This window comes from Psychrobacter immobilis, assembly GCF_904846185.1.
GTDB lineage: Bacteria > Pseudomonadota > Gammaproteobacteria > Pseudomonadales > Moraxellaceae > Psychrobacter > Psychrobacter immobilis_B.
In genome coordinates this window covers 107,072-130,487 of sequence record NZ_CAJGZQ010000004.1, presented here as the reverse complement: position 1 = coordinate 130,487, position 23,416 = coordinate 107,072, and the positions used below count along the sequence as shown (strand labels likewise).

18 protein-coding genes and 1 other RNA gene are annotated in these 23,416 nt (G+C 43.0%); 6 read left to right on the top strand and 13 right to left on the bottom strand.

The genetic code is table 11. The features are described 5' to 3' along the window. Nucleotides 1-7: 7 nt before the first annotated feature. The 11 genes from JMW94_RS03375 to ffs all read right to left on the bottom strand — a co-directional run bounded on the left by JMW94_RS03375 (nt 8) and on the right by ffs (nt 14,739). Nucleotides 8-1,312, bottom strand: a complete 1,305-nt coding sequence (locus JMW94_RS03375; protein ID WP_201601146.1) for an iron-containing alcohol dehydrogenase — start codon at nt 1,310-1,312, stop codon at nt 8-10. Between the two features lie 222 nt (nt 1,313-1,534). Further along, complete coding sequence (locus JMW94_RS03370) at nt 1,535-3,229, bottom strand: ABC transporter ATP-binding protein (RefSeq protein WP_201601372.1); 1,695 nt, start codon at nt 3,227-3,229, stop codon at nt 1,535-1,537. 7 nt (nt 3,230-3,236) lie between these two features. Further along, nucleotides 3,237-4,268 carry an ABC transporter permease gene (locus tag JMW94_RS03365; RefSeq protein ID WP_201601370.1) on the bottom strand — a complete coding sequence of 344 codons (1,032 nt, stop codon included), beginning with the start codon at nt 4,266-4,268 and terminating at the stop codon, nt 3,237-3,239. 50 nt (nt 4,269-4,318) lie between these two features. Further along, nucleotides 4,319-5,386 (bottom strand): microcin C ABC transporter permease YejB, encoded by a 1,068-nt coding sequence (locus tag JMW94_RS03360; protein ID WP_201601143.1) that lies wholly within the window; start codon nt 5,384-5,386, stop codon nt 4,319-4,321. 90 nt (nt 5,387-5,476) lie between these two features. Continuing rightward, the gene (gloB, locus tag JMW94_RS03355; protein ID WP_201601140.1) at nt 5,477-6,256 is read right to left on the bottom strand and encodes a hydroxyacylglutathione hydrolase; all 780 of its coding nucleotides are present in this window, start codon (nt 6,254-6,256) and stop codon (nt 5,477-5,479) included. A 104-nt stretch (nt 6,257-6,360) separates the two neighbouring features. Next, entirely contained in the window at nt 6,361-8,193 is a 1,833-nt protein-coding gene (locus JMW94_RS03350; protein WP_201601137.1) for an extracellular solute-binding protein, read from the bottom strand. Between the two features lie 250 nt (nt 8,194-8,443). Then, on the bottom strand, nt 8,444-9,553 hold the full coding sequence (gene serC, locus JMW94_RS03345) for a 3-phosphoserine/phosphohydroxythreonine transaminase (protein WP_201601135.1): 1,110 nt from the start codon (nt 9,551-9,553) through the stop codon (nt 8,444-8,446). A 107-nt stretch (nt 9,554-9,660) separates the two neighbouring features. Beyond that, the gene (locus tag JMW94_RS03340; protein ID WP_201601132.1) at nt 9,661-10,566 is read right to left on the bottom strand and encodes a hypothetical protein; all 906 of its coding nucleotides are present in this window, start codon (nt 10,564-10,566) and stop codon (nt 9,661-9,663) included. A gap of 147 nt (nt 10,567-10,713) precedes the next feature. Continuing rightward, on the bottom strand, nt 10,714-13,791 hold the full coding sequence (locus tag JMW94_RS03335) for a M48 family metalloprotease (RefSeq protein ID WP_201601129.1): 3,078 nt from the start codon (nt 13,789-13,791) through the stop codon (nt 10,714-10,716). Nucleotides 13,792-13,849: 58 nt separating this feature from the next. Continuing rightward, nucleotides 13,850-14,446 carry a LemA family protein gene (locus JMW94_RS03330; RefSeq protein WP_083475715.1) on the bottom strand — a complete coding sequence of 199 codons (597 nt, stop codon included), beginning with the start codon at nt 14,444-14,446 and terminating at the stop codon, nt 13,850-13,852. Between the two features lie 196 nt (nt 14,447-14,642). Next, an RNA gene (ffs, locus tag JMW94_RS03325) (signal recognition particle sRNA small type) lies at nt 14,643-14,739 on the bottom strand. A 328-nt stretch (nt 14,740-15,067) separates the two neighbouring features. Between ffs and JMW94_RS03320 the strand changes: the two genes are divergently transcribed. Then, entirely contained in the window at nt 15,068-15,721 is a 654-nt protein-coding gene (locus JMW94_RS03320; RefSeq protein WP_413786180.1) for an SIMPL domain-containing protein, read from the top strand. 160 nt (nt 15,722-15,881) lie between these two features. On the opposite strand, the gene JMW94_RS03315 is transcribed toward JMW94_RS03320, so the two are convergent. Together JMW94_RS03315 and glnA are read right to left on the bottom strand one after the other, a co-directional pair. Then, nucleotides 15,882-16,679, bottom strand: coding sequence for a DUF4124 domain-containing protein (locus JMW94_RS03315; RefSeq protein WP_201601114.1), 798 nt, complete (start codon nt 16,677-16,679; stop codon nt 15,882-15,884). A gap of 192 nt (nt 16,680-16,871) precedes the next feature. After that, complete coding sequence (gene glnA / locus JMW94_RS03310; RefSeq protein WP_055124883.1) at nt 16,872-18,281, bottom strand: type I glutamate--ammonia ligase; 1,410 nt, start codon at nt 18,279-18,281, stop codon at nt 16,872-16,874. A gap of 705 nt (nt 18,282-18,986) precedes the next feature. Between glnA and JMW94_RS03305 the strand changes: the two genes are divergently transcribed. The 5 genes from JMW94_RS03305 to JMW94_RS03285 all read left to right on the top strand — a co-directional run bounded on the left by JMW94_RS03305 (nt 18,987) and on the right by JMW94_RS03285 (nt 23,386). After that, complete coding sequence (locus tag JMW94_RS03305; RefSeq protein ID WP_201601111.1) at nt 18,987-19,610, top strand: anthranilate synthase component II; 624 nt, start codon at nt 18,987-18,989, stop codon at nt 19,608-19,610. A 108-nt stretch (nt 19,611-19,718) separates the two neighbouring features. Then, nucleotides 19,719-20,840 (top strand): anthranilate phosphoribosyltransferase, encoded by a 1,122-nt coding sequence (trpD, locus tag JMW94_RS03300; protein WP_201601108.1) that lies wholly within the window; start codon nt 19,719-19,721, stop codon nt 20,838-20,840. Nucleotides 20,841-20,910: 70 nt separating this feature from the next. Beyond that, nucleotides 20,911-21,789, top strand: a complete 879-nt coding sequence (trpC, locus tag JMW94_RS03295) for an indole-3-glycerol phosphate synthase TrpC (RefSeq protein WP_201601093.1) — start codon at nt 20,911-20,913, stop codon at nt 21,787-21,789. A 72-nt stretch (nt 21,790-21,861) separates the two neighbouring features. After that, a complete protein-coding gene (locus JMW94_RS03290) occupies nt 21,862-22,593 on the top strand; it encodes a Smr/MutS family protein (protein ID WP_055124887.1) in 732 nt (243 codons plus the stop codon). A gap of 160 nt (nt 22,594-22,753) precedes the next feature. Beyond that, nucleotides 22,754-23,386, top strand: coding sequence for a DNA-3-methyladenine glycosylase family protein (locus JMW94_RS03285; protein ID WP_201601090.1), 633 nt, complete (start codon nt 22,754-22,756; stop codon nt 23,384-23,386). Nucleotides 23,387-23,416: the final 30 nt, after the last annotated feature.

The following is a 23,416-nucleotide window of genomic DNA, read 5'->3' as shown; positions in this document are numbered from 1 at the left end:
TACTTTTTTATTTTGCAGCAGAACGCTCATCACTGGCTTGCTGAATCTTGGTTAAAATAGCCTTGATTTCAGACGCTGATAGATAAGTCGGTACTGCATAAGTATCACTGACTTCTTTTGCTGCTGCTTTGGCAATTTTATCAAAATCACTGCTTTGCATGCCTTTCACCGTTGGATCGATATTCAAGGCGGCAATCAGTTCGCGTACTTGCGCGATGAGGTGGTCGGCAATCTCAGCATCACTCTTACTAGCTTGTCCTGATTTTACCATACCAGTCTTGCGAGCCAACTCTGCCAGTCTTTTTTTACTTCCTTGACGATTGACATCAAGCACATACGGCAGCACGATGGCATTGGCACGACCGTGAGGAATACTATAATACGCCCCCAACTGGTGGGCGATAGCATGGACGTAACCGAGACCCGCTTTATTAAAGGCGATACCGCCGTAATGGGCTGCAATACCCATTGCTTCTCTGGCTTTAAGATTGCCGCCGTCTTTATAAACCAGCGGTAGGTTTTGCATCACAGATTTGACCGCAGAAGCTGCATAATAATCGGTCTCGACGCTCGCATTAGCACTCATCCAAGCTTCTAACGCATGAGTCAATACATCAATACCCGTATCTGCTGTGATATGAGCAGGCATGCCTTTCATAATAACAGGGTCAATAGCCGCTGCTAATGGCACCATTCTTGGGTCAATAGACAGCGCTTTTTGATGCGTTTTATCGTCTGATACTACTGCACCAAGGGTTGCTTCTGAACCCGTACCAGCAGTGGTCGGAATACAATAAAGTGGAACCGAAGGCTTTCTGGCTTTAAGAATGCCGATAAGCTGTTGCGGCTTGCAGCCATTACCTTGTGACATCGCAATCATCTTAGCTGCATCAATGACCGAACCACCACCGATGGCAATAATCGAATCGCACTTAGCATCGATAGATTTGCGCAGTCCCTCTTCGACAACTTTAAAAGTAGGGTCTGGGGTAATGCCGTCATAAACGGTATAGCTGATATTTTTGCTATCTAGATAATCAGTCACTTTGGCTGGAATTCCAAGCTTATTAAGCACGGTATCAGTGACGATAAATACATTGGTGCTGCCTTCGTTGATGGCCATATCACATAGCTCTTCACAAGAGGTCTCACCGACAAATAGCATTGGTCTTCTAATTGGAACAACATAAGCGAACGCTTTTAAGACTTTAGCGCGTGTTTTAGCAACGGCTAAATAACCGACATTCTGCAATCCATTGGTATTTACTAACTTATTATTTACTAATTTAGCAATACTGTTTTGTTTTTTCATGAGTAAAAATCCTTTTTAATGAGGGTAATAATAGCGATGACAATCCTTTAAAGCAGCGATTTAAACTACTCTTTAACTAAAAATTAAACAAAGTTAAGCCTCTAACTAAAGTAAACGTCTGTTTAACTTATTGTATCACTGCTATTTTTAGGATATCGCAATTAGTATGAACTGCCATGTTCTGCTTATTTGGCTCTATCTGCTTAACTCTTTTTGGCTAAGCTAAATCATACTCGCCTGCAGCAACTGCTGCGCATAGGGATGCTGTGGGCTATTAAAAACATCTTCAGTACGTCCAGACTCAATACATATGCCATCTTTAAGCACCATAATTTGCTGACATAAGGCGCGCACCACTTTTAAGTCATGGCTAATAAACACATAACTTATTTGCAATTTCTGTTGAATTTCACGTAGTAAATTAACGACGGTCACCTGCGTGGTACTATCAAGCGCGGACGTCGGCTCATCCAATATCAATAGACTCGGCTGCATAATAAGGGCGCGCGCAAGTGCTACCCGTTGACGCTGACCACCTGACAACTCATGTGGATAGCGATGCGCAAACTCAGCTGGCAGATGCACGGTAGTAAGGCTATCCATCACTGCCTGCCGCCGTGCTGCCTTATCAACGCCTTGTACGAGCAATCCTTCTTCAATGATTTGCATCACCGTCATACGTGAATTAATACTGGCAAAGGGGTCTTGAAATACCATTTGAATTTGCGAGCGGAACTGACGTAGCTCACCCTTGGACAATACTGAAATATCTTGTCCATTGACCATTATTTCGCCACCCACACGCGCTTGATTGCTAAGTAATTGACTTAACGCAAGCGCTATCGTGGTTTTTCCAGAGCCTGACTCACCTACAATGCCTAACGCCCAGCCTTTCTGTAGCGTCATATCAACGCTTTTCACCGCATCAAACCAGCGCTTAGTACCACCAAACAGACTTTTTTCAATGGGAAACTGTACTTGTAAATTGCTGACTTGCAATACGGTTGGTGGATGACTTTGATCATCATTAGAGAAGTTCAGTGCTTGGCCAAAGTCTTGTTTGATTAACGAGCGGGTATATTCGGCTTTGGGCTGGTTAAACACCGCTGCGGTTTGCCCCTGCTCAATCGTTTGCCCTTGGCGCATGACAATTACTTCATCACTGTAGCGCCTGACCAGATTGAGGTCATGGCTAATAAGCACCATCGCCATATTATGCTGACGCTTAAGATCATCTAATAGGGTGAGAATCTCATGTTGGAGAGTCACATCAAGCGCGGTGGTCGGCTCATCAGCGATTAAAATATCAGGCTGCTGTGCCAATGCCATGGCAATCATGACCCGTTGACGTTGACCACCTGATAGCTCATGCGGATAGCGGTTCAGCTTATCAATCGGATTGGTAATATTGACATCATTTAGTAAATCGATTGTTTGACTTTGCCATTGTTTCTTGGGCACACCAACTAGACGTAGTGATTCTGCAATTTGTTTGGCAACTGTATGTAGTGGATTGAGCGCCGTCATCGGCTCTTGAAACACCATGCCGATGCGCTGTCCGCGAATAGAGCGCAGCGCAGCGTTACGTGCCTTAGCACTAACACTAACATTGGCATTGGCATTGGCATTGGCTATCGGTAGCACAGTCAACCCTGCTGACCCTGCTAGCTTCACCTCACCGCTAACGGTCAAACTGTCTGGCAATAAGCCTAATAGCGCGAGACTTGCAATGGATTTGCCAGAGCCTGATTCACCTACGATAGCAAGGGTTCGTCCTTGCCTAAGCGTATAAGACAGATTATCAACTAACGTTACGCCGGTATTGGTAAGAATACTGAGCTTATCGACACTCAATATTAGCTTTTGCTGTGTATTGCTACGATTTACGTTTAGGCTGTCAGTTTGCGTATCAATCATAGTCATCTTAAGAACGCCTCGGATCAAACGCATCACGCAGCGCTTCGCCAACGAAAATCAGCAATGATAAAATAAAGGTCAAACTAAAAAATCCAGATAGTGCAAGCCAAGGCGCATCGAGATTGTTTTTACCTTGTACCATAAGCTCACCAAGCGATGGTGAACCAGGTGGCAAGCCATAACCCAAGAAATCTAGTGCCGTTAAAGCGATAATATTAGCTGTCAATATAAATGGCAGCTGTGACAAACTTGACGCTAGGGCATTGGGCAAGATATGCCTTAGCATGATTTGACTGTCGGATACCCCAAGATTACGCGCAGCACGTACATAGTCAAAGTTACGCGCGCGCAAAAACTCTGCCCGTACCAAACCAACCAGTCCCATCCAACCAAATAACAGCATCATTGCAAATAGCATAAAGATACTAGGGCTGAATAAGCTGACCAAAATAATAATCATAAACAGCTGCGGCATACCGCCCCATACTTCCATGAAGCGCTGCCCTGCCAAATCTATCCAACCACCGTAATAGCCTTGTATTGCACCGACGATAATACCAATCACTGCCCCAGCAAGTGTCAATGCTAAACCAAAAAGTAACGACACGCGCATGCCATAAAGTATCCGTGCCAGCACATCGCGGCCTAAGTCATCAGTACCAAGCCAGTTCTGGCTATTGGGCGCTGCTGGATATGGAATACCCAGCTCAACGTTTGGTGTCTGATCGGCAAATGGAATCGGCGGCATAATGTAAAAACCCTGCTCATCAATCAGCGTCTGTACCGCAGGGTCTTTATAATTGGCTTCAGTCTCAAACACCCCACCAAAAGCCGTTTCAGGATAAGCTTTTAGGACAGGAAAGTAATAATCGCCTTGATACTGCACCAGTAGCGGCTTGTCATTGGCAATCACATTGGCTGCCATACAAATGACGAATATCAGCGCAAAAATGAATAATGATACGACGCCAAGACGATTTTGGCGAAAACGGTTTAGGCGTGCCTGCCAGATAGGATTTAGGCGACGTTTTTTTGGCATAGAGACAGGAGATGCAGATGAAGGCGTTGAAGGTAATGGATAACTTGACATTAGCGCCCCTCAAAATCAATACGAGGATCAATTAAGTGATAACTCAAATCACTGATTAACTGTAATAACAGTCCGACCAAGGTAAAAATAAACAATGTACCAAATATCACCGGATAATCGCGCTGCTGAATGGCTTCAAAACCTAACAACCCCAAACCATCAAGTTTAAAAATAATCTCGATTAAGAAGTTTCCGGCAAAGAAAATGCCAACGATAGCCGCTGGAATACCCGCGATAATAATCAGCATGGCATTACGGAAAACATGCCCGTATAACACTTGACGCTCACCCAAGCCTTTGGCACGGGCGGTGAGCACATATTGCTTACCCAGCTCTTCTAAAAAGCTAAACTTGGTCAGGTAGGTCAAGCCAGCAAAACCGCCAATCGTACTTGCCAGCAGCGGCAGCGCTAAATGCCAAAAGTAATCTTTGATTTTACCCAGCGCGCTTAATTGATCGAAGTTCTCAGAGGTCAAGCCTTGCAGTGGAAAGATATTCCAGTAGCTACCACCGGCAAAAAACACCAGTAATATAACGGCAAATACGAAAACGGGTATTGCATGCCCGATAGCCAGTAGCATAGCAGTAACTTTATCAATCCCCGAGCCATGATGCATGGCTTTATAGATACCTAGTGGAATCGCTATCATATAAATCAGCAGCGTGCTCCAGAGTCCAAGCGAGATAGAAACGGGTAATTTCTCGATAATTAAATCTGTTACCGACTGTCCTTTAAAAAAAGACTCGCCAAAATCTAGCTGAGCGTAATTCTTTAACATGAGCCAAAAGCGCTCAGGTGCCGATTTATCAAAGCCGTATTGGGCATTAATCGCTGCAACCATTTCCTCAGATAAGCCACGCGTACCTTGATAGGTACTGTTATTTCCCGCACTACCCGCGCCAATATTACCGCCAAGCGCATTGTCTTTTTCACCTTGCTCAATAAGCGCCAGTTGCTGCTCGATAGGACCACCAGGCGCTGCTTGTACAATCACAAAGTTTGCGAGCAATATCAAAAAAAGCGTCGGTAATATCAGCAGTAACCTTTTTAAGATATAACGACCCATAACGGTGGCTTCCTAAGATAATAAATATGACGACAGAAAGAATACGCAGCTAATAACTATCAAAACGTCAGTCGAAGCGCCCGTTATGGTTTAAAAGCTATTTTTAAGCTCACGTAACGCAGCAAATACAGCCAAAGATTTATCATCATCGATAGTTGCTTTAGACTTCACCCCTGCTATCACACTCGGCTCTTGCGTCCGTAAAAACACATTGACTGCGCGCTCATGTTCTAGAGTGACTGGCAACGTCGGAATACCTTGGGCGGTTTTTTCTTCTGCTTGAACCAGAGTTTGCTGCATTGCTTCATTAGTAGGTTCAATAGATAGTCCAAAGCGCAGATTACTGGCAGTGTATTCATGCGCAGGATATAGCAGCGTCTCAGCTGGCAAACCATTTAAACGCTTAAAGCTGTTGTGTAATTGCTCAATCGTCCCCGTAAATACCCGTCCGCATCCAGCACTAAATAAGGTATCGCCACAAAAGCAATGTTTAAGCCCGTCAATATCCAAAATATAAGCCACGTGGCTAGCAGTATGACCGGACACATCCCATACTTGTGCTGCACAGCCCCAAGCACTGACGGTACTACCATCTTTGATGGTCTGATCTTCATCGACATTATGCTCAGTATGCGCAACCAGATGCGTCATCGGATAAGACTCTTGCAGTTCTGCGACACCGCCGATATGGTCATGATGATGATGAGTCGTCCAGATAGACGTCAGCTCTAATTTATTTTCTTCCAAATAACTCATGACAGGCTCAGCTTGACCAGGATCAATAACGATCGCCTGTTTATTATTTTCATTAATCAATGTCCAAATATAATTATCATTGAACGCTTTGATTGGGTGAATGCGGATAGTCATATTAAATCCTTACCAGTAGTTATCTTTATTGCTGATGTCTTTTATTGATTTTTTAAACGAAATAAAATTTTAAGATGCAGCGTTATTTCATTCATTGTTCTAAATCATTGCTTCAAGTATTGGTTAACACGTGCTTCTGCTTCTTTGTCCGTCCACCAGTAGTCAATACCGATGGCATTAGAGGGCAGTTTTTCAGTATGACGATATTGATCCCAATAGGCGACATTGGTCGCTGATTTGCCGTATAAAGGCACTAAATAATGACCAGCACGTAGTAGGCGATCGAGCACCTGAGTATATAATATAGTATCGTCGCGAGTTTTAGCATTACCAAGCTGCTCTATCACCGCGTCAATCTCTGGGTTTTTGATGCCGATAGTATTTCTATTACCCACTTGGTCAGCCGCTGAGCTACCCCAAAAGCCAACTTGTTCTGCACCAGGGGATAAACTCTGAGCAAATTTATCAACTATCATGTCGTAGTCAAAACGGCGTACCCGCTCATAATATTGTGGTCCGTCGACTTGACGTAACGTGGCATCAAATCCCAAGCGCTTTAGATTTCGAATATATGGCAGCAGCACCCGACCCATAGTATCGCCCATCATTAAAACCTCAATCTGAGCAAGTTGTCCATTGGGCTGATATAGCTTCATATCGTTATAATAAAATCCAGCATCTAGCAACAGCTGCCGTGCTTCTAGTAACTCTTTACGGTTAAAGCCACTACCGTCACTGGTCGGCAATTGCCACTCCATTAATACGGCTTGACGTTGCAGCGGTTCAAGCTTGGGTAATAAAGGCGTAAGCACCTGCATCTCTTCAGCAGACGGCATCCCTGTTGCGGCAAGCTCAGAGCCATGAAAGAAACTCTGTAAGCGTTCATACTGCCCATGAAACAAGGTCTTATTCATCCACTCAAAGTCGTAAGCCTTGCTCAGTGCTTGGCGAACGCGAATATCTTGAAAGATGGGACGTCGCATATTCATGACCAGACCTTGCATTGGTACTGGGTTTTCGCTGCTTATGGTTTCTTTATTGATAAGACCTGCCTTGACTGCAGGGAAGTTATAACCCGTTGCCCAGTTCGACGCTTTATTCTCAGGGCGAAAACGATATTGACCAGACTTAAAACCTTCAAAGGCAATCTCATCGCTTTGATAATAAACAAACTTAATCATATCAAAGTTATAACGACCGCGATTGACCATCAAATCACGACCCCAATAATTGGGATCACGTACATAGCTGACCGAGCGCCCTGCATCGACACGTCCTAACTTATAAGGTCCACTGCCCATCAATGGCGTCAACGTTATTTTTTCAAAATCCGTATCGATAGAGGACTTAGCAAAAATAGGAAACTGTCCGACGGTTAATAAAATCTCTTTATTGTCATCAGAGTTAAAGATGAATTTTACTTGTTGCTTATTAATAATTTCAATATTTTTAATATCACCCAAATAGCTGCGAATATACATCGGACCTTTATTTAACAGTGCATCATAAGTCGCTTTGACGTCACTGCTGGTGACCGGCGTGCCATCCCAAAAGCGCGCAGCAGGATTAATATGGTAAATAATCCAACTAGTATCGTCGGGATCATAAGTTACTTTGGTTGCCAGCTGCGGATACATGGTAAAGGCTTCATTTAATGAGCCAGTCATCAAGGTGTCATAGAGATAATCGGTGCCAACCATCGCCACACCTGTGGTCATCCACTTGTTGGCCGCATTAAAGGTACCGCGTGCATCCAGTGATAATGTACCACCTTTGGGCGCCTTTGGATTGGCATAGGGCATATATGGCACGTCAATATACTCAGTGGTACTATTATGACCAAGCGCAGTAGTAGTGATTGGCACCGCCATACTAACTGGTATCCAGCTAATAGTAATGGCAAGCAAGACGGCTTTTAGTATGGTGTTTTTTATCATAATAAAGTTATAACAAACCCTTGTACTAGCCCAATGAATATGATGAAATTTTACTTAAGTGCTACCATATAATTGAAAAGAGTGAGTGCTGCAGAATTTTATCATAACAAACTTAGGTTTTTTAACCTAATGGTTTGCAGCGTTAGAGTTGCTACATGATGCATCATTTATCTTAAAAGAATACTAACGCGTATAAAAAAAGACGCAGCTTGTAAAAGCTGCGTCTTTTATTTTAAAGTCTATACATAATTTATGCGTGTTTTTTCTCAAACGCAATCATAAAGTCAACCAACTGCTGCACCCAATCTAATGACACTGCATTGTAAATGCTGGCACGCATACCGCCCACATCGCGGTGACCTTTTAGATTCATCAAGCCTGCCGCTTCCGACTCTTCTAAGAATACTTTATCAAGGCTGCTGTCGGCTAAGGTAAAAGGCACATTCATGATAGAGCGATATTTGGGGTCAACTGGATTGCTATAGAAGCTGCTATCATCAATCGTTTTATAGAGTAAATCGGCTTTTTGTTGGTTGATTTTGCCGATAGCAGCGACGCCGCCCTGCTCCTCTAGCCAATCAAACACCAGCCCTGCTAAATACCAAGAATACGTCGCTGGTGTGTTTGACATGGATTCTTTTTCAGCTTGGTGCTCATAGTTCATCAGCAGTGGGCACCATTCACTCGCTTTGCCCAATAAATCTTCACGGATAATCACGATAATCAGACCTGCTGGCCCGATATTTTTTTGCGCGCCCGCGTAAATCATGCCAAATTTAGAGACATCAATAGGCTGTGACAAAATGCAAGAAGACATATCAACGACAATCGGCGCATCGACTTGTGGCGGCTCAAATATTTGCAAACCATGAATGGTTTCGTTGGCACAGTAATGAAAATAGGCGGCATCTTTGCTAATATTCCACTCGCTCTCGGCTGGTACATCAGTAAAGCTGCTACCTTTGCCTGTTGCAACTTCGTTAACTTCACCAAGACCTAGTTTGGCATAGCGCTGGGCTTCTTTGACCGCTTTACCAGACCATGCACCCGTCGTTAGATAGTCTGCGCGCCCACTATTTAGCAAGTTTAATGGAATCGCTGAAAACTGTAAGCTAGCGCCACCTTGTAAAAACAGCACTTTATAGTTATCTGGAATCTCCATCAACGAGCGCAATTTGGCTTCGGCTTTTTCGGTAATCGCGATGTATTCTTTACTACGGTGACTCACTTCCATGACCGACATGCCACGTCCCTGCCAATCAAGCAACTCTTCTTGAGCGCGTGATAATACGGCCGTCGGTATAGTAGCAGGTCCCGCTGAAAAATTGGGTACGCGGTTAGGAGCGGCTTTAGTGGTCATAATCAATATCCTAAATATGATGAAGTCATCGTGGTTATTAAAGGTTAAATGTTGAAGGTGAGTTTTATCGTTATTTTTTAATCTCTGTCATAGTAAGTGGCAAGCCTTTAACTCTGACTCGATAACTGCTCCCAAAGCTGACGTTTGAGATTACTATCAGTAAGCATTTCATCCAACGTGGGTGCAGTCGTCAGGTTAGGATGTTCCAAACCTTCAGGAAGTGCGGTCAATGTCACTACCTGTATCTCTTCGCTACGGCCAATTTTAAAGACGTATCCAGCAAGGCTGGCATTGGCAAGCTCAGCCGTATCCATACCTTCACAAATAGGAAATGAGGTCGTCTCACAACTGATGGATAACGCTTGCGTAATATTTTGCCACAGTTTTTGGCTGTCATGATTAAGGGCTTGGATATCCACCAAAATCACCCAATCGCCATAGCGACCACCTTGTAAATCAAAGGGTGCTACCTTTTTAAAGCTTTCCTCTTGAAAGCCCTCTTCTTTAAAACTGCCATCTTCAAAGCTTGCAGTATTATTTACATTACCAATCGCAGTTTGCTGAACGACAGTATTTACAAGGGAAGTCACGGCGGGCTTAGAGATGTCAGGAGTAGTCGAGTCAAAATTATAAGTAACAGGGCTTTGCTGGTCAGAATGGTTTAAACCTATCTTATTAGCATCATAATAGTGATTAGCAGACTCATCATCCACTATACCTGATAGCGAATCAGCAGATGCTGAATGCGACATCCCAACGCTTATATCATCACCATTGGGATACTTAACACTTGGCTGTTCAGTGGTCGCAGCAGCAGGAATATAGGTCGTGCTGGTATTAACGATAGTCGAGTTAGTGGTAGCCGGATCAGCCAGAGTAGGCGCAGAAATATCTGCGATATTCATAGTTTCAGAGCTCGGCTGCACCCACTGAGTGATACCCATCATCGCTAAAATCTGGCGCTGCTGCATACGATGCTGTAATACAACTAGCGGCTCTTGGATATCACTCATGCTTATTTACTATCCTACTTATCTAAAATGGATTTACTGACTTTTAATGGCAAGGAACAATATTAGAGAACGATGTTAAAAAAAAGGATTAAAAATATAGTCCATTCAATTTAAAAAAGAATACTTAAATGCCGTCAATGATATTGTTCAAAAAAGCTGCCGAACGCCTAACCAATGATTGGCTAATATGGACAAGCAATCATATTCATCTTGACTGACTATCGTATCGTGTAACATCACCGTATGCAATGTACTCAGCCATTGCCGGTAAGTATGATAAGCATAAGAATGGCGCAGACTATCATTGCCCGCCTTATCTACACTATCTGCATTTCCGTCTTGTCTATGAGCATTATAATCTATTTGATCGCCGCCCTGTTGCCTCTGTCTATAATTATCATTACGTTTGGCTTCTGATGCAGGCGACTGACTGGCAGGCGCTATAAAAATAGACACCACTTCTATCACTGCCAATAATTGGACACTATTTATATTTTGCACAGTCAATAGTAGCCATTGCAAATTTGCGTCACTAACAGCGGCTAAGTCAATATCAATCAAACGTGCATGACGCCGCAAATCCACAAGATAGTGAGCAACACTGTCATTATTATAGCCGAGTACTGAAGTAGGTGCTGAAATGTGTACTGAGCTATCTAGTGCTGATACGACCTGACCCTTGACATCTTTTGATAGGCGATAAGCCAATAAAGTAAGCATTGCTTTCGCGGCAACATCGAGACCATCAAATACCTGTCCTGAAGGGTCAAGCTGGTCATAAATATCATCTCTACCCGCTTGCAATGTTTGCTGCCATAACCATAATAGCTGAGGCTGAGCATGCACGTGTTCCTCGTTCAATACAGTAGACAATATAGGTAATAATTGCTGCAACTGTAGCGCTTGCCATAATGATAAAATCGGTGGCAACCGAGAGTCGATTTTTCCTGAGTGCGTTGATACTGGCTTAATTTTATCCATAGCACCATCTTCACTGGCTATGTTATCAGCGAAATGTTGACTTAAATCCGCCGTTAGGTAGTGTTCAAATAGCTCAATGATACCCTGTTGATAGCGCATCAGCATTGTACGACACTTTTTTTGCTGCACATAATGTTGATGATCTTGATTGCTATGACTCGCTTCATATCTTAAGCGTGATTCATTGATAGCAGTTTCTGACAGGTTATGCTGACTCAATTGCTTTATTGCCAATGCAATCAATGCGTTGTCTAAACGCCTATCAAGATGTGCCACTGCCGCTAATAATCTATGATCTATCGTATGCGCTAAAAATTGGGGGTGGCTGCTAATATTAGCGCTAGCGTTATTATCGATTTCAGCAGCAGACGTTTTATCGTTAGCAAGTTCAAGCCAGATATCACTCAAGTCATAACTCTCAGTCGTTGATAATATGCGACCTTGATGGCATAACATAACAGCTTCAATCAAAGCTTGCGCCCCGAGCGGGTGATAACTGTGATTGAGTATATACTGCGGCAGTGAAACTTTTTGTCTATCGTCGATACCAATCAATCTATCCGATGGCAAATCGCTATCATGTTTTGCTTGCCATGGCTTGAGCAACTGATGAATACCGGTATTTTGCGCTTGAATCTGTAAACGTCCTTCAACAATGACATCTTTCTCGATAACAAACTCTAGCCCCTTATCTTCGTCCAACTCATTCTTTATTTCATTTGCAGGAAAAGCAGTAATTTTTTTGTCTATAACATCATTGCTGTTATTAGTAAGGCTTTTATTGTTATTTAACGCTGATTGAGTTTCAAATATTGATGATTGGCTATTTTTTTCTTGTTTATTTTTGCTTAGGCTATTTGCTTTTATGACGCCCCAATCCCCTAATCGCCGCTGCTCATATATCTCTTTTATTTTCTGTTGATTTATGCGCTTTTCTTTAGCCACTTGTACCGCAAAATCATGATAAGCGTTGGCATTAATGGCACTCATTCGCTCAGCCAAGCTCGGATGGGTGGCAAACCAAGAGACGTCACCCAAATCAGCACCACTACTGGCAAAGAAGAAGTGACTAAGACCATTGATATCGGCGATACTGGTTAAGCGCGAACCAAGCGAATCTTGATGAATGGTTTGTAAGGTTTCCATAATAGCCGGCGAGCGTGTCAGCTGCACGCTGGTCGCATCGGCAAGCAATTCACGCTGGCGATTAAAGCTGTGTTTAATCAGTTGCGCACTGGCCATACTCGAAAAACTCAATCCATGTATTAACAACGTCCAAATATTGCGCGGTGCTTGACTATCGAACTTATTATTATTTTGTAGCCATCGTGACTGGCTCTTAGCTGACGACTGCTGGCTTTGTGATTGACTTTGCCAATAGCTTACCCATTCACTATGGGTGGTAAAGTTGGCGGTTTGGGCTTCAGTGCTACGCGCATGGCTATCGACGACTCTTTGTGACAAGAGATTGCGTCGATTGACCGCATCATCAAAATAATTGTGATGGCTATTCTGATGACTGCGTTGATTACCAGCGCCAAAATTATTAATAGAATCACTCCAGTCATAGAGTAATTGCAAGCCTGCCAGCACCACCATCAGTTGCAAATTAAATGTCGCATCACCATGCAAGATATGACCATATTCATGCCCTATCAGCCCATACAGCCCCTCATCGGACAGCTTATCAATCGCGCCTTGAGTGACGACCAACACCATATCTTGACTATGACGACCAGCAACGAAGCCGTTAATACCTTGCTCATCAGGCAGTATATAGAGAATCGGCATACGTACACCTGAAGCAATGGCTAGCTGCTGGGCAATCTCGTAATAACGACGGTAGACAGGCGGAAAATCTCGCTCATTACGCACGGCGATATGGTGGGCGCTGAAACGAACCTTTGGTATAGGCTCATGCTGATGGGCAACCCCTTGACTATGCTCCCACGCATCTTGGCTGTGGTCGATAAACAGCCGAACCCCGCCCACACGCTGAGCAATAGCGCGACCGCCCGCTTCTAAACGTCTGTACTCTAAAAAACTACCGATCACAAAGCTACCGATTGTCCAGATAGCAACCAGTATCAACACCCAATGATAAATGCCACCAGTAAATATCGTTAGCAGCAGCGCCATGATACCCAGCGCTACTGCCAGATGGGCAAAGACAATAAGAAAAAATAGCCCATAGAGCAACAGACTTCGCTGGGTACGGGTGCGTTGTTCACCAAAAAAATCCATCTATATGCCTGACTTAAAAATAGCTAAACGCATCTGAACATATGAATATAATTCAATATCAGCCCATATTGACGACAGGTGCTTGAGCGATCACCTTTCTGTCTTCAAAAACTAGCGGGCTTAACGGGCGAAAGCCAAAAGTCGTACTAATAAGATTGTTGGGAAATACCTCGCGGTCATTGTTGTAGAACATCACGCTGTCATTATAGTGCTGACGGGCGAAGCCAATGCGGTTCTCAGTATTGGTCAGCTCATCCATCAACTCTTTAATCATGCTGTCCGCCTTTAGCTCAGGGTAAGCTTCCACAACCGCTGAAAACTGCCCTAACGCTTTAGACAGCATACTCTCAGCTTTGGCAAATAGCGCCATATGCTCAAGCGAGTCTGGCTGATGTGTATTGGAGTCTTGCAAGCTCTGGGCATGATTACGTGCACTAATCACACGGGTCAGCGTCTCTTCTTCATGCGTCAGATAGCGTTTAGCAGTTTCAACCAAATTTGGAATCAAATCATGACGGCGCTTCAGTTGTACATCTATTTGAGCAAAACCATTTTTCGCTTGATTGCGAGCGCGTACCAATTTATTAAATATAGATACGCCAAACACAATCACTAGTAGCACAAAGGCAATGAACAACCAAACAAACATCTTCATAAGAAAACCCTAAAGTGTCCAGAATGTTAATAAAAGTTAATACATTGTATTTTAACCCATATTAATCAATCAAAGGTCAAAATCGGACAAAAAAAGGTCGAAAAAAAGCCCTTTACAATGAAGGGCTTAATAGATCAAACGAGCATTTTTGATTAAATATCAAAACAGGTATCAAATTTTAGGCAAAAAAAAGCGACTCCAAAAGCAAATCCTCGGCACACACTGTGACTATTACCGTTGCTACCTTCCGGTCCTGGCGGGGTTCATAGAACAATGTTGCGAGGCTACCAATGGAGCCACCAGTTGCAAATTATACAAGAATTTTTAAATATTACAACCCCTATCGTAAAACTCTTTCTATTACCTCAAAACGCCCTGTAACTTAGGTGACAAAATTCTCACAGCAAGCCTGTTAAATTTTGCTATTTTAGTTGAGGAAGCTGAGCATACTCGGTATCAACTAATAACTAAAATGGACAGCTTCTCATAATAAGGCGAGTCTTACCTATGGTATGGCTCACCTAAATACTATTGATATAACTCACTCAGGAGATCATTGTGAAAACCACTTTACTTAATAAAGCCGCTCTAACGACTGGTACTGCATTTTTACTCACAGCCATGATGGGTAGCGCGCATGCAGAACCAACAGGCTACGATCAGCTTACTTTTCAGACAGAAGTAAAAGAAGAAATCCAGAATGATGAAGTACGAGCCAGCTTATATAAAAAAGCGCAGGCAACGGATTCTAAAACTCTAGCGACAACGCTCAACACCTCAATTAATAATGCCATGAAAATTGCTAAGCGCTATCCAACGGTCACCGTGAGTACCGGACAACAGCGCACCTACCCTCGCTATGATAAAAATGACAAAATCATTGGCTGGACAGGACAAGCAAACATCGATTTAAAGAGCACCGACTTTGCAGCAACCAGCCAACTTATCGCTGACCTACAAGAAACGCTGGTGATGGACAATCTGAACTTTGGTGTCTCAGATACCAAAAAGGATGCGCTTGAGCAAAAGCTGATGACCAATGCGTCTCGTGCTTTTCAGCAACAAGCGAAAAACCTAACACGCGCTTGGGATGCTCGTAGCTATCGTGTCGTCAATGTGAATCTAAATACAGGTAGCAACTACCCACGTCCGATGTATAGTGCTATGAGCATGAAAGCAGGCGCAGCAGACGAATCAGTACCTAGCCAAAGTTTTGAATCTGGTAATAGTACTATCTCAGTGACTGCTAATGGTACGATTGAATTGACTAAATAAGTTATAAATACATAGAATTGATAAATATCCTGATAAATATAAAGGCAAGTGCTGCCATCAGCGCTTGCCTTTATATTTATATAGAAGAAATTAACTTATAAAGTTACTCTACTTTGTATGAGTTCTTATGCTTATCCATAATTGACACATTGACTACAAGTTAATTTATCACCGGTTGCTCAAGCGTCATAGGTTTATCCACTATAGGCTTAGTAAATGATTGCATATTCGGTTGTTTGCCCTCTTGACGCATTTTTAACAGTACTTTTTGATACCAAGGTAGATTCTGATAAGCTAAAAGCTGTTGCGCGATTTTCTTATTATTTTGCAATGTTGTATTGTTTTGAATCACATAAACCGTACGCTCTACTTGTTTGAGTGTTTGACCTTTCTCATTTTTTAACACGGCTTTTATCTTGTGCGATCCTGGTAAAACATCTACCGTTGCAATCGATGCGCTGAGACCTTGCGCGACTTCATTACCATCCAAATAAATACTAACGCTATCACCTGCTTGTAAGTTCGGCTTCACTTGCACATTGACATCAATGCTTTGGGCTGGGCGACGATATGCACGTTCTGCGCTTGGTTCAGTAATAGCAAGCTGATAATTGACGGCTGGTTTGGCGACAGGGCTATTTTTAGCAGCCGTATTTTGCGTAGTCGTATTAACATTACTAGAAGAAGGCGGACTACTCGTGTTGTCACTGTTACTTGAGCTGACGCGACTTTCTTTCGTCGTGACACCCGTTTGGCTGATTTTTTTACCTGCCTGCTGCTCATAATTTTGCGGGCGATCGGTAAAGGTGACTTGACCTGTTTTTTCGTCAATAACTTTATAGATAGGCGCGGCATTTGCCAAAGGGGCATAGAGAGTTGCCATACTAACCATCGTAGCAGCAATCAGTGCCAACCCTAACTTACTGTTTGAAAAAACCGGTTTTGATAATGAAGTCATAGTCAGTCAACCTAATGAGTACCTAATATTATGAATATCTATTATGCGATACTTTGGGTGTTAAATCAGTAATAATTTCAAAGAGGACAGATCCGTTGATTTAGCAAATTATTATTGAGACGTAAAAAAACCAGCTAAGAATAACTTAGCTGGTTTTTATGACTCAAAATAACTGAGTGTTTTAGCTATAAATTAGCAGCTGTAGTATAAGTCAAACTCAACGGGATGCACGGTTACATTGACACGTTGCACTTCTTCTTCTTTCAAAGCGATGAACGCCTCTAACATATCTTCAGTGAATACATCACCTTTTAACAAAAACTCATGATCATCACGCAAGGCTTGTAATGCAACTTCTAAGCTCTCCGCAACGGTTGGGATGAGTGCTTCTTCTTCTGGTGGTAAGTCATACAAGTTTTTGTCAGCCGCTTCACCTGGATGTATTTTATTTTGAATACCATCAAGACCTGCCATTAGTAACGCTGCAAATGTTAAGTATGGGTTGGCCGCTGGATCAGGGAAACGTGCTTCAACACGTACCGCTTTTGGGCTGCTAACATGTGGAATACGGATAGACGCTGAGCGGTTAGACGCTGAGTACGCAAGTTTGATAGGCGCTTCATAATGCGGTACTAGGCGCTTATAGCTATTAGTCGATGGGTTGGTAATCGCATTCAACGCACGCGCATGCTTAATAATACCACCGATGAAATACAGTGCAGATTCAGACAAACCAGCGTATTCATCACCTGAGAAAGTATTGACACCATCTTTGGAGATTGACATATGCACGTGCATGCCTGAACCATTGTCACCAACGATTGGTTTTGGCATAAAGGTAGCCGTTTTGCCAAACTGATGCGCAACATTATGCACAACATACTTTAGCTGCTGTACTTCATCGGCTTTTTTGACTAACGTATTGAAAGCGACACCAATTTCTGACTGGCAAGGCGCAACTTCATGATGATGAACTTCGACACAGCCTTCACCGATGATTTCTTCTAAACGCTCACACATAACAGAGCGCATGTCTTGCGAGCTATCGATTGGCGGTACTGGAAAGTAAGCGCCTTTAACACGTGGACGATGTCCCATGTTGCCCCACTCATAGTCATTATTAGTCGACCATGCCGCTTCTTCAGCCGTGATCTTGTGGCTAACGCCAGACATGTCAATTGACCATTTCACATCATCAAATATAAAAAACTCAGGCTCAGGACCAAAATAAGCAGTATCGCCAATGCCTGTTGACTTCAAGTACTCTTCGGCGCGGCGCGCAATAGAACGTGGGTCACGATCATAACCTTGTAGCGTTGATGGCTCGATAATATCGCAAGTAACAACTACGGTAAGTGAATCAAAGAACGGGTCAAGAAAAGCCGTCTCTGGATCAGGACGCAAGATCATATCTGACGCTTCGATACCTTTCCAACCAGCAATAGATGAGCCATCAAACATCTTGCCATCTTCCATCACTTCTTCGTCAACGCTATGCGCTGGAAAGCTGATATGTTGCTCTTTACCACGTGTATCAGTGAAGCGAAAATCAACCCATTTAGCATTAGAGGATTGGATAAGATCTAGTAGTTTGTTCGACATAAATAGTCTCCGTTGTGTTGATTAGATTATTGCGATTTAAAATTATAGGTACAATCTGTTGGTTAAAAATCTCTGGTTTAATAACAGTCAGTGCTGCGTTTAGCGCTAAATATCCTGTTTAATATTATGCTTATTCTCAGCACTGTCAATATTATTAATCAAGATAGTCATCTGAGTTATGCGCTTAATAAGACCCGCCAGTGTTTTGGTTCGATATTATTCTAACAACATATCACTCATTATGCTGAACTCTTCAGGCACTTGCTGATAATAAGTATTGAACCACTTTATCACCAAAGATAATCATAACAGTAATAATGCAAAGGCTATGCCAGTTTTTTATAATGCTGAAAATATAGATGATAAAAGGACAGCTATTAACAATAATTACAGCAACTTATAATACCTTTGACAATATTACAGCCGTATATTTATCATCAGAAGTGTCATGCAAATTATTTACCCAGAGGCATTACTAACGCATGACTGCACTAAATTAATGCATATTTAGTGCATAAATAAAAATTATGTACTTTTTTAGTGCGTTTGAGATGTTAACGAATGTCATCTAACAAGCAAAATTTATTGTTATTCACCGCTTATTTGGGTCGCCTGCACCCTACATTTGATAGTCTACAAAATAGTGGTAAGATAACGGCGTTATATAACCATCTCCATAAGTAGAACCCAATAAGTAGAACGCTAATGATTCTAATGATCGATAATTACGACAGCTTTACATACAATATTGTACAGTACTTCGGTGAATTACAGCAGGACATCACCGTCTGGCGTAACGATCAAACCACTATTGAAAATATTAGAACCCTTGCGCCAGATGCGATCGTCATTGGTCCCGGTCCCTGCGATCCTGATCAGGCTGGTATCTCTCTAGAAGCTATCAAGACTTTTCAGGGCGTGATACCGATACTAGGTATTTGCCTAGGACATCAGGCAATTGGACAAGCATTTGGTGGACAAGTGGTCAAGGCTGGCGAAGTCATGCACGGTCGCTTATCCGCCGTCTATCATACTGACCAAGGTGTCTTTGAAGGCTTGCCTAATCCCGTACAAGTCACGCGCTATCATTCGCTTGTCATTGATAAAGCCAGCCTGCCCGACTGTCTTGAGCTGACCGCATGGACACAAAACAGTGATGGCAGTATTGAAGAAATCATGGGTATCCGTCATAAAACGTTTGCGATAGAAGGGGTACAATTCCATCCTGAGTCTATCTTAAGCGAAGCAGGTTATCAGCTGCTCAACAATTTTTTGCAAACGCATCATTTGTCAGTCCTAACCTCAGATGAACTACCACAAGTCGGCTAACAGTTTATTAAAGTATGTTCTAAAAACGGCGTTAATAACAAAATTAAAATCAAAACTATTCTATTGATAATTTAAGATTAACGGATAAAAATATTAAGAGAGATCATAATGAGTACAATAAAAACAAATGAAAGCCCTACCCCAACTAACATTGCTCAACTGTCTGATGAAGAGACACATACGCTACTGACGACAGCTTTGGGGCGAATTTTTCAGCACATTGATTTAACCTTTGATGAGATGTATCAGGTGATGCTGATTATCATGCAAGGCAGATGCAGCGACGCCATGATGGGTGCTATTTTGACTGGTCTACGTATGAAAGGTGAGTCCATCGATGAGATTACTGCCTCTGCCAGTGCAATGCGTGCGTTAGCAGCCAATATCGAACCACGGGGCTGTGATTACTTAGTCGATATCGTCGGAACTGGCGGTGATGGTGCCAATTTATTCAACGTTTCTACTGCATCAGCCTTGGTTGCTGCCGCTGCTGGTGCGCAAGTGGCCAAACATGGTAACCGCGGCGTCTCTACCAACTCTGGTAGCTCAGATTTGCTTGAGCAAGCAGGTATCAGTCTGGCGCTTACCCCTGAGCAATCTAAAGAATGTATCGAAAACCAAGGTATCGGCTTTTTGTTTGCGCCCAATCATCACAGTGCCATGCGTTATGCCAATCCAGTACGCCGCGAGCTCAAAGCGCGTACCATCTTTAATATTTTAGGACCATTAACCAACCCTGCTGGCACACCCAATCTGGTAATCGGTGTCTTTACCGCTCAGCTGTGCGAGCCTATCGCTAAAGTCATGAAGAACTTAGGCGCACGTCATGTCATGGTTGTGGGCGCAAAAGACGGTTTGGATGAAATCAGTCTCGCTACCTCAACCACTGTCGCTGAATTAAAAGACGGTGAGATATCTGTTTATGAGATGATGCCAGAAGATGCAGGTATTGAGTCACAAACCCTTATCGGTCTCGATGTAGATTCTCCAGCGCAAAGTCTTGAGCTGATTCGCGCGGCTCTATCAGGAGAAAACTCTCAAGACCGTGCTGTACTTAAAGCACGTGATATGATTGCACTAAATGCAGGTGCAGCCATATATACCGCAGGGCTTGCCAGCAACTATGCTAATGGTGTGAGTCGGGCACAAAAAGTCATTCAGAATGGTGATGCCCTACTCAAGCTCGAGTCTCTCGCCACATACACGCAGCAACTGGTGACTCATGCTTAACGGCTAAGCACCATTACTGTGCACTCTAGCTATTTTGTCTATTTACATTCAACGATATTCGGATACCCGCATGACTCATACAGAAATTAAGACAGATATTCCTTCCGTACTGCAACGCATTGTCGCCACTAAAGTGGAAGAAGTAAATGCCGCACGCGAGGTATTATCTCTTGAAGATTTACAAGCACAAGTAGCGGCGGATAACAAACCACGTCGTGGCTTCGCGGCGGCGCTACGAGCGGCTAGCACTAAAGAGCATGGTATTGGTATCATCGCTGAGATTAAAAAAGCCTCTCCTTCTAAAGGCGTTATCAATCACAACTTCGCGCCAGCTCTATTTGCCAAGCAATACGAGCAAGCAGGTGCCAGCTGTCTGTCTGTATTGACTGATCGCGATTATTTCCAAGGTGATGATAGCTATCTTATTCAAGCAGCTAATGCGGTAAGCTTACCCATACTGCGTAAAGATTTTATGATAGATGTGTACCAGATCTATCAATCTTATCTGATGGGCGCTGACTGTGTTTTACTCATTATGGCCTGCCTTGACGACATCCAAGTAAAAGAGCTGCATGCGCTAAGTATCGAATTGGGTATGGATGTATTGATAGAAGTCCATACCCAATTCGAACTTGAACGTGCGCTACAGCTACCGCGCTCAGCGCATAATATTTACGGTATTAATAATCGTGATTTGAATACTTTCGATGTCGACTTACAAACCACGCTGGATCTAAAAAATATTTTAATCGACGCACTGGCAGCTAATGTGGATAGCACGCTTAAACCGCTTATCGTCACCGAAAGTGGCATTCATAATAGCGCTGATATTCGTTTGATGTTAGATAATGACATTCAGCACTTTTTAATCGGTGAACAGTTCATGAAGACTGACCATCCTGGACAAGCGTTACAATCCTTACTTGCGGGCGTCGCAGCAGACGGGTAAAGTGGCTTAAGTCTATTGAACAGTTTAAATCAATCAATCAATCATTCATCAACCAACGATACGTTAACTTCTATGTCAAACTCTCTATTTTCAAAAGAAATGCAAGACCAGCTCAAAGAGCTAAAAGGCCAACTTAGCAAAGGTCGCGATACCAATTCGCCTGAAGATGAAAACCAAAAGCCTACTGAGCCTGTATCATTGCCCACGCAAAAGCAAGTAAACAAGACTGTCAAGCAAATGGCTAGCGAGCATATTGACGATGACAAAGTGCTGTTTATGCAAGCAATGCATGGCGTCAATCAGCTTGAAGACAAAAACGTACGCTCACCTGCCAATGCTAGCAAAGCGGGCAAACCTGATGCGACCACCTTGTCTAAACGTGCTGCTGCGCAAGGTAGTGAAGCGAGTGATTTGGGAGCTGGCTTGTCAGATATGCAAGCACTACTCAACCCTGTCGCTGCTGAGGCCTATTTATCTTACAAACAGCCGACTTTGCAGAATAAAATCTTTGATCAGCTTAAAAAAGGCAAGCTACGTTGGTATGACGCCGTAGATATTCATGGTTGTACCATCGAAGAGGCGCGCGTGGCAATGACTCAACTCTTAAGCCAAGCAAAACAGAAAAACGAGACCATGGTAAAAATCGTCCATGGTAAAGGCAGTGAAGCCATTTTAAAAACCTGCGTCAATGGTTGGCTGCGTCAACTACCAGAAGTATTGGCATTTTGCTCTGCACCGCCAAAAGATGGTGGTAACGGTGCTGTATTGGTACTGCTCAAAAAATCTAAAGCTGATGGTGAATAATTTTTAGTGTTAGAGTTAGTATGAAGAATCAAAAGGACTGCTTATTGGCAGTCCTTTTTGTTATGCTCATTTTAAAATCACTATTTAATTCTTATCTACTACAGACACTATATTTAACATCTAGCGATAGCGGTATTTACATAAATCAGGATAAGTATTTATGAGCATACAGACCATTCAGAACACGCAACAGCTACATGAACATATCATGGCTTTGATTGTTATCGAGCCAAGATTTTTGTCTATCTATGAACAAGTTGGTATGCCCAGTCTACGGCATAATGTCGGTGGGTTTGAGCAGTTGATGCGAGCAATGGTTGGTCAACAGCTGTCTGTGGCAGCAGCAGCCAGTATTTGGCAAAGACTAGTTGATGCCGCCTTAACGAATCCACAGGCAATTATCAAAGCAACAGATGAAGACTTAAGAGCGCAAGGGTTATCTAAACAAAAAACCCGTTACATTCGCTCATTAGTCGATCATGATATAGACTTTGCTGCGTTAAAAATTATGCCTGATGAAGAAGCAATAGAAGTGCTGACGGCCGTTATTGGTATTGGTCGCTGGACGGCTGAGATGTATTTATTATTCTCTCTGAAACGTGCAGACGTACTTGCGGTCGATGATCTAGCGATTAAAGTAGCGGCGATGGCGTTATTAGACTTAACGGAACGCCCAACGCCGAAACAGTTAAAGAATCTAACTCAAGATTGGTCACCACATCGCAGCGCTGCCAGTCTGTTGCTATGGTCATACTACGGCTTATTACGTAATCAAACCGCTGTCCCTTTATAATGCCAAATACCCAAGTGATGATTCACCTTA